Annotated in this window: 7 protein-coding genes; 6 read left to right on the top strand and 1 reads right to left on the bottom strand. The window is 75.8% G+C overall.

Going from position 1 to position 16,625, the window contains the following annotated elements:
* The first annotated feature begins 59 nt into the window (after positions 1–59).
* The 6 genes from IF45_RS0128680 to IF45_RS0128655 all read left to right on the top strand — a co-directional run bounded on the left by IF45_RS0128680 (position 60) and on the right by IF45_RS0128655 (position 6,820).
* A complete protein-coding gene (locus IF45_RS0128680; protein WP_003948933.1) occupies positions 60–1,049 on the top strand; it encodes an ABC transporter substrate-binding protein in 990 nt (329 codons plus the stop codon).
* Positions 1,050–1,354: 305 nt separating this feature from the next.
* The gene (locus IF45_RS32720; protein ID WP_030310424.1) at positions 1,355–2,542 is read left to right on the top strand and encodes a hypothetical protein; all 1,188 of its coding nucleotides are present in this window, start codon (positions 1,355–1,357) and stop codon (positions 2,540–2,542) included.
* Between the two features lie 266 nt (positions 2,543–2,808).
* Complete coding sequence (locus tag IF45_RS0128670) at positions 2,809–4,383, top strand: MFS transporter (RefSeq protein ID WP_030310421.1); 1,575 nt, start codon at positions 2,809–2,811, stop codon at positions 4,381–4,383.
* A 99-nt stretch (positions 4,384–4,482) separates the two neighbouring features.
* Complete coding sequence (locus IF45_RS0128665; RefSeq protein ID WP_018895500.1) at positions 4,483–4,791, top strand: hypothetical protein; 309 nt, start codon at positions 4,483–4,485, stop codon at positions 4,789–4,791.
* A 62-nt stretch (positions 4,792–4,853) separates the two neighbouring features.
* A complete protein-coding gene (locus IF45_RS0128660; RefSeq protein WP_030310419.1) occupies positions 4,854–5,465 on the top strand; it encodes a TetR/AcrR family transcriptional regulator in 612 nt (203 codons plus the stop codon).
* Positions 5,466–5,515: 50 nt separating this feature from the next.
* On the top strand, positions 5,516–6,820 hold the full coding sequence (locus IF45_RS0128655; RefSeq protein WP_202547875.1) for an MFS transporter: 1,305 nt from the start codon (positions 5,516–5,518) through the stop codon (positions 6,818–6,820).
* Between the two features lie 37 nt (positions 6,821–6,857).
* Here IF45_RS0128655 and IF45_RS0128650 read toward each other — a convergent pair.
* Positions 6,858–16,625, bottom strand: a 9,768-nt coding sequence (locus IF45_RS0128650; protein ID WP_037638718.1) for a non-ribosomal peptide synthetase, incomplete at its 5' end; no start/stop codon positions are given.

The raw sequence follows: 16,625 nt of genomic DNA, 5'->3' as shown, positions 1-16,625 counted from the left end.
GCAGTGCCCGACAGGCAGCAGTACCCCCCGATCCTGATCCGACGAATGGTGGATGCCCCATGAACAGCAACACGCGACGGACCTCGCGGTTCGGCAGGAAGTCCGGTGCGGCGCTCGCCGTGGCCGCGCTCGCCGTCTCCCTCGCCGCCTGCGGCGGGGAGAGCCTGGAGGACCAGGGGAAGGGCGGGAAGGGCGGTGCGGACGAGGGCGGCAAGGGCTCCCTCGTCGTCGGCGCCGCCCGCTTCACCGAGGCCAAGGTGCTCGGCGAGCTGTACGCGCAGATCCTGCGCGACGCCGGTTACGACACGGACGTCAAGACCGTGCAGAACCGCGAGGTCTACGCCAAGGAACTGGAGAAGGGAGCGATCGACATCGTTCCCGAATACGCCGCGACGCTCACCGAATTCTTCAACCTGCAGAAGAACGGGCCCGACGCCGAACCGGTCGCCTCCAGTGACGCCGACGCCACCGTGGCCGAGTTGAAGAAGTTCGCCGAGCCGAAGGGGCTCACCGTCCTGGCGCACGGCGAGGCCGTCGACCAGAACGCCTTCGCGGTCAGCAAGGAATTCGCCGACAAGCACAGCCTGAAGACCCTTTCGGATCTCGGGAAGTCCGGCGAGAAGGTCAAGATCGCGGCGGGCGACGAATGCGAGACCCGCCCGTTCTGCGCCCCGGGCCTGAAGAAGACCTACGGCATCGACGTCACCGGCATCGACCCCAAGGGCGTCGGCACCCCGCAGGCCAAGCAGGCGGTGAAGAACGGCACCGACCAGCTCGTGCTGACCACCACCACCGACGCCACCCTCGCCAACTACGACCTGGTGCTCCTGGAGGACGACAAGAAGCTCCAGAACGCCGACAACATCCTCCCGGTCGTCCACACCAAGGACGCCGGGGACAAGGAGATAGCCGACATCCTCGGCAAGCTCACCAAGACCCTCACCACCGAGGACCTCGCCGAGCTGAACCGCCAGGTGGACGAGGAGCGCCAGAAGGAGGCCGACGTCGCCGGGGCGTACCTCGAGGAGAAGGGCCTGCTGGGCTCCTGAGCCCGCTGGACCTTCCGGGATTCTCGTGGTCCGGTCCGGGGGTGCGGACGCGTCCGTAAATGATCTTGAAATACGCGGCGCCGCACCCCTCGGCACCTCTCGGCACGCCTCGGCGGAAGTTCCGCTTCCGTCAATCGGGCCGGGACGGAACGGCCTTGAGCCATGTCCCAGGGCCATTTCCGGGCCGGAATGCTTTCGCCTGCGGGGAGTTCGTCCGGGAGCCCGCCCGGCAACTCGTCGTACCAGCGGAGGAGATTTCCGGGCGGGGCTCCATGAGTGCGCCTACGCGCGGTAAGTTTCTGGCCATGCCACGTGGACGTCATCGCCATTCCCCACCGCTGCACCGGCTGCTGCCGCCGACGGTCCTCGCCGCGCTCGCCCTGGCCTGCGCCGCACTGGCCTGGATCTTCCCCGATCCGCTGGTGCTGCGGCTGCTCGTGGCCGCCGCCGCCCTCACCGCCGTGGTCAGTGCCGTCCTCATGCGGCGCTGGGACCGGGTGGCGGGCAAGCGGGTCGCCGAGCTGACCCGTTCGCGGGCCGGGGCCGAGTGGCGCCACGAGGAGCGCGTCGCCGAACTGGAGGCGGACCTCGAGGAGTCCCGGGAACTGCGCGCCAAGCTGGAGCAGAAGATCCGGGCCAAGCGCACCGAGATCGCGGGCCTGCGCGGCGAGCACGCCGCCCTGCTGCGCCGGTACGCCAACGCCGAGACCCAGCGGGCCAGCGCCCTCGAAGGCCGCCGCCGCCTTGCCATCGAGGCGTCCGCCCCCGCCCGCGCCCTCCCCGCCGCCCCGGCCCAGGGCGTCGGCCTCGCCCCCGTACCGGCGCCCGGGCAGGCCCAGGTGCCCGCGCCCGGGGCCCACCGGGTGCCGCGCCAGGCCACCCCGGAGCTGTACCGCCAGGCCGGTGCCGCGCTGGAACGCCTCGCGCGGGGGCCGGTACCGCGGCCCGCGACCCCGCGGCCCGGCACCCCGGAGGGGGACCCGGCGGCGGGGAAGCCCCGGGCGGCCGACCCGCAGAACCCTGCGTACGGACCGGTCGCCGGCACCATCGGGACCGGGCGCCCCTCGGTGCCCGTCGCCGCGACCGTCGTCGACCCCGCCCGCGCCCGGGCGCCGCGCGCCATCGGCGGCTTCGACTTCTTCGGCACCGCCGGCCAGTCGCCCGCCGAGGCGCTGGAGCACGAGGACCTCGCCGACGTCGTCGGTGAGGAGGCGCTGGCCGCCCACCGGCAGGACGCCACCCGCCCCGCCTCCGCCCCGCAGGGCGTGGCCGGCGGCCAGGCGGGCCAGGCGCGCCACGGCCGCGAGCCGTCCTCCCCGCCGTCCCCCACCGGGACCGGCGGCGCGGACGACGACGCCGAGGACGACCGCGCCGCCGCCCCCGAGCGCCCGGCGCACGGCCGCGACGAGGTCGGCCACGTCATCGACCTGACCGAGCACGACGAGACCGAACAGCTCGACGTCGGCACCCTCCGCACCGCCCTGCGGGCCTGAGAGCCCGCACGCGCACCAGAACAGTCCCCGTACCGGAACGTGGCCCGGTGCGGGGACTGTCGCGTGTGCCGGGCGGCCACCGCCCTCACCGGCGCCGACGGCCGGGTGGCCGCCGGGCTTTGGGCAGTGCGGAAACTTCTTGTCCGGTGCGGAGCGGTCGGTGAGGGTGAGCGGAATGCCGTGAGTGCGGCGGCCGTGGCGCTTTCCGGTCCTGCCGGCACGACGGTCTCCCCGTCAGGACAGACGTGAATGAAGGGCAGGAACCCATGGCGGCCACGACCACTGACGCCGGTACCGCACCGACGGGCCATCCACAGCGCTGGCTCATCCTCGGCGTCATCTGCCTGGCCCAGCTGACGGTGCTGCTCGACAACACGGTGCTGAACGTCGCGATCCCCTCCCTCACCCGTGAACTGGACGCCTCGGCAGCCGACGTCCAGTGGATGATCAACGCCTACTCGCTGGTCCAGTCGGGACTGCTGCTCACCGCGGGCAGCTCCGCCGACCGGTACGGGCGGAAGAAGATGCTGGTCGTGGGCCTCGCGGTGTTCGGCGTGGGCTCACTGGTGGCCGGGCTCGCCCAGTCCTCCGCCCAGCTGATCGCGGCCCGCGCGGGCATGGGCGTCGGCGGCGCGCTGCTGATCACCACCACCCTCGCCGTGGTCGTCCAGATCTTCGACGAGCGGGAGCGGGTCCGCGCGATCGGCCTGTGGGCCACGGTCAACGCCCTGGGCGTCGCGATCGGCCCGCTGGTCGGCGGCCTCATCCTCAACCACTTCTCGTGGGGCGTCATCTTCCTGATCAACATCCCGGTCGCCCTGCTGGGCCTGGTCGCGGTGGTCGCGCTCGTCCCCGAGTCGAAGAGCAAGGACGGCGAACGCCCCGACCTGCCCGGCGCGCTGCTCTCCACCGTCGGCATGACCGGCGTGGTCTACGCGATCATCTCCGGCCCGGAGCACGGCTGGTTCTCCGGGTACGTCGCCGCCTCCTGGGCGATCGGCCTCGCCGTGCTCGCCGCCTTCGTCCTCTGGGAGCTGCACACCCCGCACCCCATGCTCGACATGCGGTTCTTCCGCGACCGCCGGTTCACCGGCGCGGTGGCGGGCGCGGTGCTGATCGCCTTCGGCATGGGCGGCTCGCTCTTCCTGCTCACCCAGCACCTCCAGTTCGTCCTCGGCTACGGGCCGCTGGAAGCGGGGCTGCGGATCGCCCCGCTCGCCATCAGCGTCGTCGTCCTCAACCTCGTCGGCATCGGCGCCTGGGTCCTGCCGAAGATCGGCACGCCGCTCACCATCGCCATCGGCATGGGGCTGCTGTCGGCGGGCCTCGCCGTGATCGCCCTCTTCGGCAGCGGGGCGTACGCCGGGATGGTGTCCGGGCTCGTCGTGATGGGCATCGGTATCGCCCTGGCCACGCCCGCCATGGCCAACGCGCTGATGAGCGCGATCCCCCGGGAGAAGGCGGGCGTCGGGGCCGCGGTCAACGGCACCCTCGGCGAGTTCGGCAACGGGCTCGGCGTGGCGACCCTGGGCGCCGTCCTCAACTCCCGCTTCGCCGCCCTCGTACCGGGCGCGGTGGGCGCCGCCTCGCTGCCCAGCGTCCTGGCCGAGGCCGACACCGCCGCCGAACGCCGCGTCGTCGCCGAGGGTTTCGCCTCCGGCCTGGAGACCAGCCAGCTCTTCGGCGCCGTCGCCGTCCTGCTCGGCGGAGCCGTCGCCGCCCTCCTGCTGTGGCGCGCCGAGCAGGTCCTGGCGGCGGACGTCCCGGAGACGGCACAGGAGGCGCAGGCCGCGGGCGCGGTGCCGGAGAAGGACGACAAGCCCGAGGCCGCGGGCGTGTGACCTCTCCTTCCCGCCCTTCCCGTCCGGGGAGTTGACCTCGACTCGGGTTGAGCTTCTAGCGTCGCGCACGCAGATGTCGACGTAACCGGGAGGCAGGCCATGAAGACGCTGGTGCTGGGGAGGACGCCCGCCAGGGTGCGGGAGGTACTGGCCACGCTGCGCGAGGACGGCTTCGCCGCGGAGGGCGTGAGCACCGACGAGGAGGCCCGCGGGCTCCTGGCGTCCGGGGAGTTCGGGGTGCTGATCGTCGGCGGCGGCGTGGGGCCGGAGTCCCGCGCCGCCATGAAGGAGTTCGCCGCCGGGCACGGGGTGCGCGAGGTGATCGACGGCGCCCTCACCGAACCGTTCGACGTCTATGTGCGGCGGGAGTTCGAGCCGCTGATCCGCAAGGCGTCGGGGGAGGACTGACGGCGGGCCCTCGCCCCCCCCGGGGGTAGACACTGTCTACGTGAGCCTGGTAGACCGTCCCCATGGACGGGGAGAAGGCTCTGCGGGAGCGACTGGTCGACGTCGGTGTGGAGTTGGTGCTGGAAGGCGGCACCAGCCCGGTCGGGCTGCGGGAGATCGCGCGGCGGGCGGGGGTGTCGCACGGAGCCCCGAGGCGGTACTTCCCGACCCACCGGGCGCTCCTGTCGGCCGTCGCCCGCCGCGGGTTCGAGGAACTGGGGGCGCGCTCCGCGTACGCCGTGGCCGGGGCGGACGGGCCGCGGGCGGAGCTGACGGCCCTGGCGCGGGCCTACCTGGCCTACGCGCGGGAGCGGCGCGGCATGTTCGAGCTGATGTTCCGCCACGAACTGCTCGACGGCGGCGGCCGGGAGGCTGCGCCGGACGGCCCCCCGCTGCGCGAGGCCACCCTGCCGCTGCTGCGGCACGTCACCGAGCTGGTCGCCCGGTGCCGGGGCGAGGCGGCGGGTCCCCCGGCGGCCGTCACCGCGACCGCCCTCTGGGCCGGCCTGCACGGCATCGCCCAGCTCTGGTCCTGGGGCAGCCTGCCACTCGCCCTCGGCGCCGAGGCCACGGGCGGCCCCGAACCGCTCGTCGACGCGGTGCTCGACGCCCACCTCGGCCCCGCCGCCCCGTGACCGGGCGGGTGGGCCGCGCCGCCCCGCTCCTGGTCGGCGCGGGCGGGGCGATGATCGTGGCGCTGGACGGCACGGTGCTCCTGATGGCCCAGCCCGAGCTGCGGCGCGCGTTCGGGGCGAGCGCGGTCCAGCTCCAGTGGACCAGCACCGGCTACCTCGTCGCGGTGGCCGCCCTGCTGGTCCTCGCCGGGCGGCTCGGCGACCGGTACGGGCACCTGCGGCTGCTCCACCTCGGCCTGACCGGCTTCGGCCTGGCCTCGGCCGGGATCGCGCTGGCGCCCTCGGTCGGCTGGGTCATCGGGCTGCGGGTGGCGCAAGGGGTGTGCGGCGCCCTGCTCCAGCCCGCGACGCTCGCGGTGCTGCGGCTGGCGTACCCGGAGCGGGAACTGCGCCGGGCGATCGCCGTGCGGACCGGCGCCATCGCGGTGGCGGCCGGGAGCGGGCCCGTGCTCGGCGGGCTCCTGGTGGCGCACTTCGGCTGGCAGTCGGTGTTCTGGATCAACCTTCCGCTGGTGCTCGCCGTGGTGCTCCCGGCCACCGCGCTGCGGCTCCCGGAGCGGGAACGCCCCGTCGCGCGACGGCTCGGCCTGACCGGCGCCGTGCTGCTCGCGGGCTGCCTGGCGGTGCTCGTCCACGCGCTCTCCCAGGTACCGGTGCGGGGCTGGGGCGCGCCGGCCACCCTGCGCGAACTCGCCGGCGCGGTGGGCCTGGCGGCCGTGTTCGTGGTGAGCGAGCGGCGGTCGGCACACCCCTTCGTGCCGCCGGCCCTGGCCCGGTCCGTGCCGGTGACGGCCGCCATGGCGCTCCTGCTGGTCGTCTCGGCGGGCCTGTTCGGGAGCGTGTTCACCGCCACCTTCCACCTCCAGGACACGCTGGGCCTGGACCCGCTCACCACCGGGCTGCGCGTACTGCCGCTCACCGTGCTGATGGTGATCGGCTCCCCGCTGGCCGGTGCCGCCCTCGGCCGGTGGGGGCCACGCCCGACCGCACTCACCGGCACCCTCCTGGTCGTCCTGGGCACCGCCGGGCTCGGTGCGGCGGCCCCGGACGGGGCCGGGGTCGCCACCGGGGTGGCCTTCGCCCTGATCGGCGCCGGGTTCGCGGCCGTCATGGTCACGGCGACGGGCACGGTCGTCACCGACGCCCCGCCCGCCTACGCCGGCGCCGTCGGCGGCCTGAAACAGACGGCCACCAACATCGGCCCGGCCCTCGGCATCGCCCTCGCATCCGGCGCCCCCGGCACCTCCACACCGAACACCCTGCTCCTCCTGGCCGGAATCACGACCCTCGGCCTGGGCCCGGCCCTGCTGCTGCCTTCGGTACGGGGGGAGGCGGCGGCGGGGGTCGGGGCGTGAGCGGGGGGCCTTCGCCTGCCGCCCCCCGCACCCCTCCTCACTTCCCCAGGCAAGCCGTAGCGATCTCCTCCAGGGCCCGGCTGTACGCCGTGGACAGGTGGGTCAGGGTGGGGGTGTCGTACTGGGCCTGGGAGTAGGTCCAGGTGGTGGTGAGGTGGCCCTGTTGGACCATGGCGGCGATGTCGATGAGGTGGGGGCGGGTTTCGGTGAGGGCGTAGTCGCGGCCGGGGAGGTCGAGTTCGGTGCGGAGGAGGCCTGAGCCGGGGGTGTCGGTGGTGAGGTCGAGGCGGCCCAGGTAGTTGAAGCTGAGCTGGGGGGCGGGGGTGTCCAGGAGGGTGCGGGCGGGGGAGTCGGGGGCGCTGAGGTGGCGGAGGGCGCCGTAGCCCACGCCGTGGTCGGGGACGGTGCGCAGGTGGCGCTTGACGGCGCGGATGGCGGCGGGCCAGCCGGGCGCGGCGGGGGCCTCCAGGGCGACGGGGTGGATGGCGGTGAACCAGCCGACGGTGCCGGAGAGGTCGACGGTGTCGAAGAGGTCCTCGCGGCCGTGGCTCTCCAGGGCGACGGCGGTGCGGGGGCGGCCGGTCCAGTCGGCGAGGACGCGGGCGAGGGCGGCGAGGAGGATGTCGTTGATCTGGGTGCGGTAGTGGCCGGGGGCGAGGTTGAGCAGGGCGTGGGTGTGCTCGGCGGAGAGGGTGGTGGCGGTGCCGGTCAGTTCCGCGCCGGTGTTGGGGGCGCCGGGGTGGTCGACGGGGAGCGGTGCGGCGGCCGCCTCGCCCGCCTCCCGCCAGTGGTCGAGCTGGTCGTCGAAGCCGCCCTCGGCGACGTGCCGGGCGAGGAGTTCGGCCCACTGGCGGACCGAGGAGGTCCGCTCGCGCGGGGTGACGGGGCCGGCGCCGGCGGCGGCCTGGGCGTAGGCCGCCTCCAGGTCGTCCAGGAGGATGCGCCAGGAGACGCCGTCGATGACGAGGTGGTGGGCGACCAGGCTCAGCCAAGGGGCCTGGCCGGCGCCCCGCTCGCCGTACAGGACGCGGAAGAGCGGGCCCGTGTCCAGGCGGAAGCCGGACTGGACCTCGGTGAGCAGGGTGTTCCAGGCCGCCTCCTGGTCGGGGGCGGCGGTGAGGTCGTGGACGGTGAGGACGGCGTCGGGGGAGAGTTCGGGCAGGATGCGGCCGGTCCAGCGGTCCTGGCCCGCCTCCTGGGCGTAGACGGCGCGCAGCATGCCGTGGCGGTCGAGGAGGGCGCCGACTGCGGTGCGCAGGGCGGCGGGGTCGGCGCCGGGGGCGAGGGTGAAGGACATCGTCATGTCGAAGTGGGCGGGCGCCTTCGGGTGGGTGGCGAAGAACCACTCGGCGACCGGGACCGGCGGCAGCGGGCCGGCCTCGGACTCCTCCCCGGCCGGGGTGTCGGCGGCCTCGGCTGCGTCCGCCTCGGCCGCGAGGCCGGCCACGGTCTGGCCGACGAAGACGTCCCGTGTGTACATGTGCAGGCCCGCCTGGCGGGCCCGGGAGACCACCTGGATGGAGAGGATCGAGTCGCCGCCGAGGGCGAAGAAGCTGTCGTGCACGCCGACGTGTTCGACCCCGAGCACCTCCGACCAGATCTGGCACAGGGCGCGTTCCGTGTCGGTGCGCGGGGCCACGTAGGTGGTGGCGCGGTCGCCCTCGTCGTCGGGGGCGGGCAGGGCGCGGCGGTCGGTCTTGCCGCTGGCGTTGACCGGGAGCGCGGGGAGGGGGACGAAGGCGGCGGGGAGCATGTAGGCGGGCAGGGAGCCGCCCGCGAAGGTGCGGAGGGTCTCGGCGTCCGGCGCCTCGGTACCGGCGTGGGGGACGACGTAGGCGACGAGGCGGCGGCTGCCGGGGCGGTCCTCGCGGACGGTGACGGCGGCCTGGCGGACGGCGGGGTGGCGGGTGAGGGCCGCCTCGATCTCACCGAGTTCGATCCGCAGGCCCCGGAGCTTCACCTGGTCGTCGGCGCGGCCCACGTACGCCAGTTGGCCGTCGGCGCGCCGGCGGACGAGGTCGCCGGTGCGGTACAGGCGGCCGCCGCCTCCCTCCGGGTCCGCGACGAAGCGGGTGGCGGTCAGGGCGGACTGCCCGAGGTAGCCGCGGGCGAGGACGGCGCCCGCCACGTACAGCTCGCCGGGGACGCCGGCCGGGACGGGGCGGAGCCGGGCGTCCAGGACGCGGACGGCGGCGCCGGTGACCGGGAGGCCGATGGGCGGGGGAGCGTCGGCGGTGCCGGGGTCGAGGCGGCCGCTCATCGTGGCGACCACGGTGGTCTCGGTGGGGCCGTAGGCGTTGACCAGGGTGCGGCCCGGCGACCAGAGGCGGACCAGTTCGGGGCCGCACGCCTCGCCGCCGGTGAACAGCGTGGTGAGGCCCGGCATCCGGCCGGGCGGGACGCTGGCGAGGACGGTCGGCGGGATCAGGGCGTGCGTGACGCGCTCCTCCTCGACCACCCGGGCCAGCTCCTCGCCCGCCAGCGGGCCCTCGGCGGACGGCAGGACGAGGGTGCCGCCGGTGGCGAAGGCCAGCAGGAGTTCGAGGACGGAGGCGTCGAAGCCGGGCGAGGCCAGCTGGAGCACCCGGGCCGGGTCGCCGCCGACTTTGCCGCCCGCGCCGGTCAGCGAGGCGGCCAGCGAGGTCAGCCCCTGGTGCGGGACGACGACGCCCTTGGGGCGGCCGGTGGAGCCCGAGGTGTGGATGACGTACGCGGCCGAGGCCGGGGGTACGGCGGTCTCCGGGGCGCCGGCGGGGAGTTCCGCCAGTTCGGCCAGGACCGCCGGGTCGTCCAGGACGAGGAGCGGCGGGCCGTCGGCGCGGTGGTCCGCGGCGTGCGCGCGGTCGGTGACCAGCAGGGCGGCGCCACAGTCGTCGAGGACGTACCGGAGCCGGTCGGCGGGCCACGCCGGGTCGACGGGGACGTGCACGCCGCCCGCCCGGGCCACACCGAGGACGGCCGGCGCCCACGCGGCCGACCTGGGCAGCAGCACCGCCACCCGCGTCTCGGCGCCGGTCCCGCGCCCGCGCAGCAGCCGGGCCAGCCGGTCGGCGCGGGCGTCCACCTCGGCGTACGACAGTTCCGTGGCGCCCGCCGAGACGGCGGGCGCGTCCGGGCGGGCCGCCGCCTGCCGGGCGAACCAGGTGCCGAGCGGCACGGGCGGCTCGGCGGCCGGTCCGGTGCCCCGGCGCAGGGCCTCGCGCGCCTCGGCGGCGGAGAGGGCCGGGACCTCGCCGAGGGTGCGGTCCGGGTCGGCGCAGACCTCCTCGACCAGGCGGGCCAGGTCGGCCGCGAGACGGCCGGCGGTGGTGGCGTCGAACAGCTCCGGGTCGTAGGCGAGGGTGAGGCTGAGGCCGGTGCTCCCGGGGGTGTCACCGGCGGCCGTGCCCGCGATCAGGGTGAGCGGGTAGTTGGTCGCCTCGACGGCCTCGGGTTCGAGGAGCCGGACGCCGTGCCGGGCGGCGCCCTCGGGGTCCACCGGGTAGTTCTCGAAGACCAGCAGGGTGTCGAAGGGGGCGGTGCCCGGCGGCAGTTCGGTGGCGATGTCGCGCAGCGCGACGTACTCGTGGCGGCCCGCCTCGGCGGCGTCCCGCTGGATCGCGGCGAGCCACTCGCCGACGCGCAGTGCGGGCGAGGTGTCGACGCGGACGGGCAGCGTGTTGATGAAGAGGCCCAGGATCTCCTCGGCGCCGGGCAGTTCGGCCGGGCGGCCGGAGACCGTCGCGCCGAACACCACGTCACGGGTGGACGAGTGGTGGGCGAGCAGCAGCGACCAGGCGCCCTGCACCAGGGCGTTGGGGGTGACGCGCAGGCGCCGGGCGAAGGCGGTCGCGCCGCTCCCCGCCGCCTCGGTGAGCGGGACCTCGACGCGGGCCGTGGAGCGGCCCCGGTGCGCCTGCGGCGCCGGGCGGTCGGTGGGCAGCGCCACCGGTTCGGTGAAGCCGGCCAGCCGCTGCCGCCAGTAGGCGCGGCCCTCGGCGTGGTCGCGGCCTGCCAGCCAGTCGAGGTAGTCGCGGAAGGGGCCGCGCGGGGCGGCGCCCGGACCGCCGTCGGTCAGGGCCGCGTACTCGGCGACCACGTCGGTGAGGAGGGCGGCGCTGCTCCAGCCGTCCAGCAGCAGGTGGTGGAAGGTCCAGACGAGCTGGACGCGGTCGTCGTCGAGGCGGGCCAGCAGCACCCGGGAGAGGGGCGCGGCGGTGAGGTCGAGGCCGCGCCTCCGCTCCTCGGCGAGGACGCCGGCGAGGGCGGTCGCGCGCTCGTCCTCGGTGCGGCCGGTCCAGTCCGCCACCTCCAGCGGCAGCACCACCTCGCGGTGGACGACCCGCACCGGCCGGCCGACGGCCTCCCAGAAGACGGAGGAGCGCAGCGCGTCGGACCGCTCCACCACCCGCTGCCAGGCGCGGGCCAGGGCGCCGGTGTCGCGCACCCCGTCGAGGACGCAGGTGAACTGCTCCAGGTACGCCTCGGTACCCGGCCCGTCGAGGGTGTGGAAGAGCATGCCCGCCTGGAGGGGGGTGAGCGGGCAGAGGTCGGCGACGTTCCGCCCGTCGCCCGCCAGCAGGTCCACCTCGGCCTGGCCGAGCGGGACCAGCGGGAAGTCGGCGGGCGAGCAGCCGCCCGCGCCGGGCTCGGCGCAGTGCGCGACGAACGCCTCCAGCTCGGCGAAGAAACGGTCGGCCAGCGCGCGGACCGTCTCCTCGCGGTGCAGACCGGGCGAGTAGGTCCAGGCGAAGGTGAGGCGGCCGTCCTCGATGCCGCCGACCACGTCCAGGAGGTGGGTGCGGAGCTCCCGGCCGCTGCGGTCGCCGCCCGCGTCGGGCAGTTCGGCGGCGTACAGCCCCTCCGGGGCGGTGGCCGTCTGCTCGCCGGAGGGCGCCACCACGTCGAACTGGCCGTGGTAGTTGAAGGAGATCTGCGGTTCGGGGAGGTCCCGCAGGGCGTCGGCGGCGGTGCCGGGTGCGCCGAGGTGACGCAGGGCGCCGTGGCCGAGGCCCCGGTCGGGGACGGCGCGGAGCTGTTCCTTGACCGCCGTCACCGACTCCTTCCACCCCTCGCCCGCCGGCAGGGCGGGGGCGAACGGGTAGAGCGAGGTGAACCAGCCCACGGTGCGGGTCAGGTCGACGTCGGCGAAGAGTTCCTCACGGCCGTGGCCCTCCAGGGCGACGGCCACCCGGTCCTGGCCCGTCCAGCCGCGCAGGGCGCGGGCCAGTGCCGTCAGGAGCACCTCGTCGGTGCGGGTGCGGTAGACGGCCGGGACACGGCGGAGCAGGGCGGTGGTCCGCTCGGCGCTCAGGGAGCCGAGCAGGGTCCGCTCCTCGCCGACGGTGCGGGAGCCGCCGGGGGTGTCCACCGGCAGCTCGGTCGTGGCTCCCTCCAGCGCCGTACGCCAGTAGGCGGCCTGCGCGTCGAAGCCGCCGGACGCCACATGGGCGGCGAGCCGGTCGGCCCACTGGGCGACGGAGGTGGTCTTCGGGCCCAGGTCGGGCTCCTGCCCGGCGGCCAGCTGCCGGCAGGCGGTCTCCAGGTCGGCGAGGAGGACCCGCCACGAGACGCCGTCGACCACGAGGTGGTGGGCGGTGAACTGGGCCCGGGCGGGCCGCCCGTCCCCGTCTACGCCGACCAGCACGCGGAACAGCGGCCCGCCGAGGGCGATCCCGGCCGGGACGGCGGCGGCCCGCTCCCGCCAGGCGGATTCCCTGGCTTCGGCGTCCTGGTCGCCGCCCAGGTCGTACGTCTCCAGGACGGCGTCCAGGCCGGTGTCCGGGAGGATCGTCGCGGTGGCGGGGCCATCCGGGCCGGGCGCGGTGAAGACGGTGCGCAGGGCGTCGTGGTGGGCGAGGACGGCGGTGAGGGCCGCGCGGAGGTGGGCGAGGGAGGTCCCGGCGCGCAGCTCGAACGCCATCGACATGGCGAAGTGGTCCGGGGCCGTGGGGTGGTGGGCGAAGAACCACTCGCGGATCGGGGTGGTGGCGACCGGCCCGGTCACCGTGGACTGATCGGCCGTCACCCGCGTCGCCGCCTCCGTACCGGACGGCCGGGCGGCGGCGGCCAGGGCGGCGACGGTCTGGCGGGCGAAGACGTCCCGCGAGGAGAGGTCGAGCCCGGCCCGGCGGGCCTTGGCCACCAGCTGGATGGAGAGGATCGAGTCGCCGCCCAGGTCGAAGAAGTTGTCGTGCGCGCCGACCCGTTCGACGCCCAGCACCTCGGCCCAGATCCCCGCGAGGACCGCTTCCGCGCCCGGCCGGGGCGCGGTGTACGTGCCGTCGGGGGCGGCCTCCGGAGCGGGCAGCGCCGCCCGGTCGGTCTTGCCGTGGGCGTTGAGCGGCAGCCGGTCCAGCACCACGAAGGCCGAGGGGACCATGTACTCCGGCAGCGCCGCCGCCGCGTGCTCCCGCAGCGCCGCCGCGTCGGCCGCGCCGGGCGTCACCGGGACGACGTACGCCACCAGCCGCGTCGTCCCGGCGGCGGTGCCGGCCGGGCGGGCGTCCACCACGACCTGCGCCACCGAGGCGTGGCGGGCGAGGACGTTCTCGATCTCGCGGGGCTCGACCCGGAAGCCGCGCACCTTCAGCTGGTCGTCGCGGCGGGCCAGGTACTCCAGCGCGCCGTCGGCGCGGCGGCGCACCACGTCACCGGTCCGGTACAGGCGCCCGCCGCCGCCGAAGGGGTCGGCGACGAAGGCGCCCGAGGTGAGCCCCGGCCGGTCCAGGTAGCCGCGCGCCAGCCCGCTGCCGGCCACGTACAGCTCACCGGGCACCCCCACCGGCACCGGCCGCAGCCAGGCGTCCAGGACGTACGTCGCGGCGGCGGTCACCGGGGTGCCGATGGGCGGCGTGCCGGGGGCGGGGGTGAGCGGGGCGCTCATGGTGGCGCAGACGGAGGTCTCGGTCGGGCCGTAGGCGTTGACCAGGGTGCGGCCCGGCGCGTACCGCTGCACCGTCTCCGGCGGGCACGCCTCACCCGCCACCACCAGCACCGGCGGCAGGGCGGCCGGGTCGAGGGCGGCCACCAGGGCGGGCGGCAGCGTCGCGTGGGTGACGCCGGTGGCGGCGACGACGGGGCCGAGCCTGCTGCCCCAGTCGGTGGTGGCCGCGCCCGGCTCCGGCGGGTCGACGACCAGGGCCGCGCCGGTCAGCAGCGCCATCGACAGCTCCCACCAGGAGGCGTCGAAACCGGGCGAGGCGAACTGGAGGACCCGGGAGCCGGGACCGGCGCCGAGCCGGGCCGCCTGGGTGGCGGCGAGCGCGGAGAGCCCCGCGTGGGTGACGGTCACGCCCTTGGGGCGGCCGGTCGAGCCGGAGGTGTAGATGACGTACGCCCCGGCGGTGAGCGGGACTTCGGGCAGCGGGGGCAGGCCGGCGGCGGGTGCCGGGGTGTCCTCGGCGGTGTCCGGTGCCTCGTCGAGGAGGAGGACGGAGAGGGCGGACCGCTCCGGGAGGCGGCCGGCCTCGCGGAGCTGTCGGGCCTGTTCCCGGTGGGTGAGCAGGAGGCGGGCCCCGCAGTCGGCGAGGACGTAGCCGGTGCGGTCGGCCGGGTAGGACGGGTCGACGGGCACGAAGGCCGCGCCCGCCTTGAGCACCGCGAGGACCGAGACGACCTGGTCGGGCGAGCGGGGCAGCAGCAGCGCCACCCGCTCCTCGGGGCCGGCGCCGGCCCGGACCAGGCGGCGGGCGAGGCGGTCGGCCCGCTCGTCCAGCTCGCGGTAGGTGAGAGTGGTGCCGTCGGTGTGGATCAGGGCGGGCGCGTCGGGGGTGGCCGCGACCCGGCGGGCGAAGAGGGCGGGGGCGCTGAGCGGCGGCACCTCGGGGTGCGGCGCGGACGCGGCCGGGGCCGCCGGCTCGTCGGGGAGGGCGGGCAGCGCCAGCAGCGGGGTGCCGGGCGCGGTCAGGACGGCCTCGGCCAGCCGCAGCCACCAGCGGGAGAGCCGGTCCACGGTGGCCGCGTCGAAGAGGCCGGTGTGGTACTCGACGCCCGCCAGCAGCGCGCCGCCCTCCTCGCGGAAGCCGAAGGTGAGGTCGAACTGGGCGGTGTCCCGCGCCACCTCGACCGGCGCCACCTCCAGCCCCGGCAGGGCGAGCGGCTCCTCGTCCGGGGTGTTCTGCAGGCTCACCATCGCCTGCACCAGCGGGGTGCGGCTGGTGTCACGGTCCGGGGCGAGCCGGTCCACCAGGAGGCTGAACGGCACGCTCTGGTGGGCGAAGGCGTCCAGCACGTTCCCGCGCACCCCGGCGAGCAGCCCGGTGAACGGCAGCCGCTCGTCGATCTGGGACCGCAGCACCAGCGTGTTGACGAAGAAGCCGACGAGCCCTTCGAGTTCGGCCCGGTCGCGGCCGGAGACGGCGGTGCCCACGGCCACGTCCCGCTGCCCCGTCCACCGGGAGAGCAGCAGCTGGGTGACGGCGGTCAGCACCATGAAAAGGCTCGCGCCCTCGCTCCGCCCGGCCGCGGTGAGGCGGGCCGCGAGGGCGTCGGGGACCTCGAAGGTGTGCAGGGCTCCCTCGCTGGTCCGCACGGCGGGGCGGGGCCGGTCGGTGGGCAGCGCCAGCGGCTCCAGCCCGGCCAGCGCCCCGGCCCAGTACGCGATCTCGTCCTCGGCCACCGAGCGGCCCCGCTGCCAGGCGGCGTAGTCCGGGTACTGGAGGGGCAGGGCGGGCAGCGCCGCGTCCCGGTCCTCGACGGCGGCCGTGTAGAGGGCGCCCAGTTCGCGGGTGAGGACCCCCATCGACCAGCCGTCGGTGACGATGTGGTGCAGCGCGAGCACGAGCACGTGCTCCCGCGCGGTCCGGCGCAGCAGCAGCACCCGCAGCAGCGGCCCGGTCCGCAGGTCGAAGGGGCGGGCCGCCTCCTGGCGCACCGCCTCGGCGAGCCGCGCCGCCCCGTCCTCGCCCGCGCCCACCTCGGCGGTGCGGAACTCCACCGGCTGTCCGGCCTCGTGCACGACCTGGACGCCCCGGCCCTCGACGGAGCCGAAGGTGGTGCGCAGCGCCTCGTGCCGGGCGACCAGGGCGGCGAAGGCGGCGCGGAGCGCGCCGGTGTCGAGCGGGCCGGTCAGCCGCAGGGCCTCCACCACGTTGTACTCGACGGTGGAACCGGCGAACTCCTCCAGGAACCACAGCCGTTCCTGGGCGAAGGAGAGCGGCAGGTCGCCCTCGCGCGGTGCCGGGGCGATGGTGTCCGCGTCGGTACCGGTGGCCTCGGCCACGAAGGCGGCGAGCCCGGCGACGGTCGGCTGCTCGAAGAGGGCGCGCGGGGACAGCTCCACCGCACAGGCCGCCCGGATGCGTGAGACGACCTGGAGGCTGGTGATGGAGTCGCCGCCGAGGGAGAAGAAGTTGTCGTGGACGCCGACGCGTTCGGCGCCGAGGACCTCGGCCCAGATGGCGGCGAGGGCCTCTTCGGTGGGCGTGGCGGGCGCGGTGTAGGCGGTGGCCGCCGTGAGGTGCGGGTCGGGCAGCGCGCGGTGGTCGATCTTGCCGTTGGCGGTCAGCGGGATCGCCTCGACCGGCACGAAGGCGCTCGGCACCAGGTAGTCGGGGAGCGTCGCGGCGAGGTGGGCGCGCAGCTCCGCCTCGGGCAGCGGGCGCGTGGTGACGACGTAGGCCACGAGGTGGCGGCCGCCGGAGGGGAGGGGGCGGGCCTGGACCGTGGCGCGGGTGACCTCGGGGTGGGTCAGGAGGACCGCTTCGGTCTCGGCGGGTTCGATGCGGTGGCCGCGGATCTTGACCTGGGTGTCGGTGCGGCCGAGGAAGTGGAGGCGGCCGTCGGGGTGGCGGGTGACGAGGTCGCCGGTGCGGTAGAGGCGGGC

Origin of the sequence: Streptomyces albidoflavus, assembly GCF_000719955.1 — a bacterium.
Lineage (GTDB): Bacteria > Actinomycetota > Actinomycetes > Streptomycetales > Streptomycetaceae > Streptomyces > Streptomyces albidoflavus.
This window is presented reverse-complemented; position numbering and strand designations above follow the sequence as displayed.

Excerpts from the sequence above, each read along its gene's own strand:
- IF45_RS0128680 (WP_003948933.1), top strand. The coding sequence starts at position 60 with ATGAACAGCAACACGCGACGGACCTCGCGGTTCGGCAGGAAGTCCGGT.
- IF45_RS0128665 (WP_018895500.1), top strand. The coding sequence starts at position 4,483 with ATGAAGACGCTGGTGCTGGGGAGGACGCCCGCCAGGGTGCGGGAGGTA.
- IF45_RS0128660 (WP_030310419.1), top strand. The coding sequence starts at position 4,854 with ATGGACGGGGAGAAGGCTCTGCGGGAGCGACTGGTCGACGTCGGTGTG.
- IF45_RS0128655 (WP_202547875.1), top strand. The coding sequence starts at position 5,516 with ATGATCGTGGCGCTGGACGGCACGGTGCTCCTGATGGCCCAGCCCGAG.
- IF45_RS32720 (WP_030310424.1), top strand. The coding sequence starts at position 1,355 with ATGCCACGTGGACGTCATCGCCATTCCCCACCGCTGCACCGGCTGCTG.
- IF45_RS0128670 (WP_030310421.1), top strand. The coding sequence starts at position 2,809 with ATGGCGGCCACGACCACTGACGCCGGTACCGCACCGACGGGCCATCCA.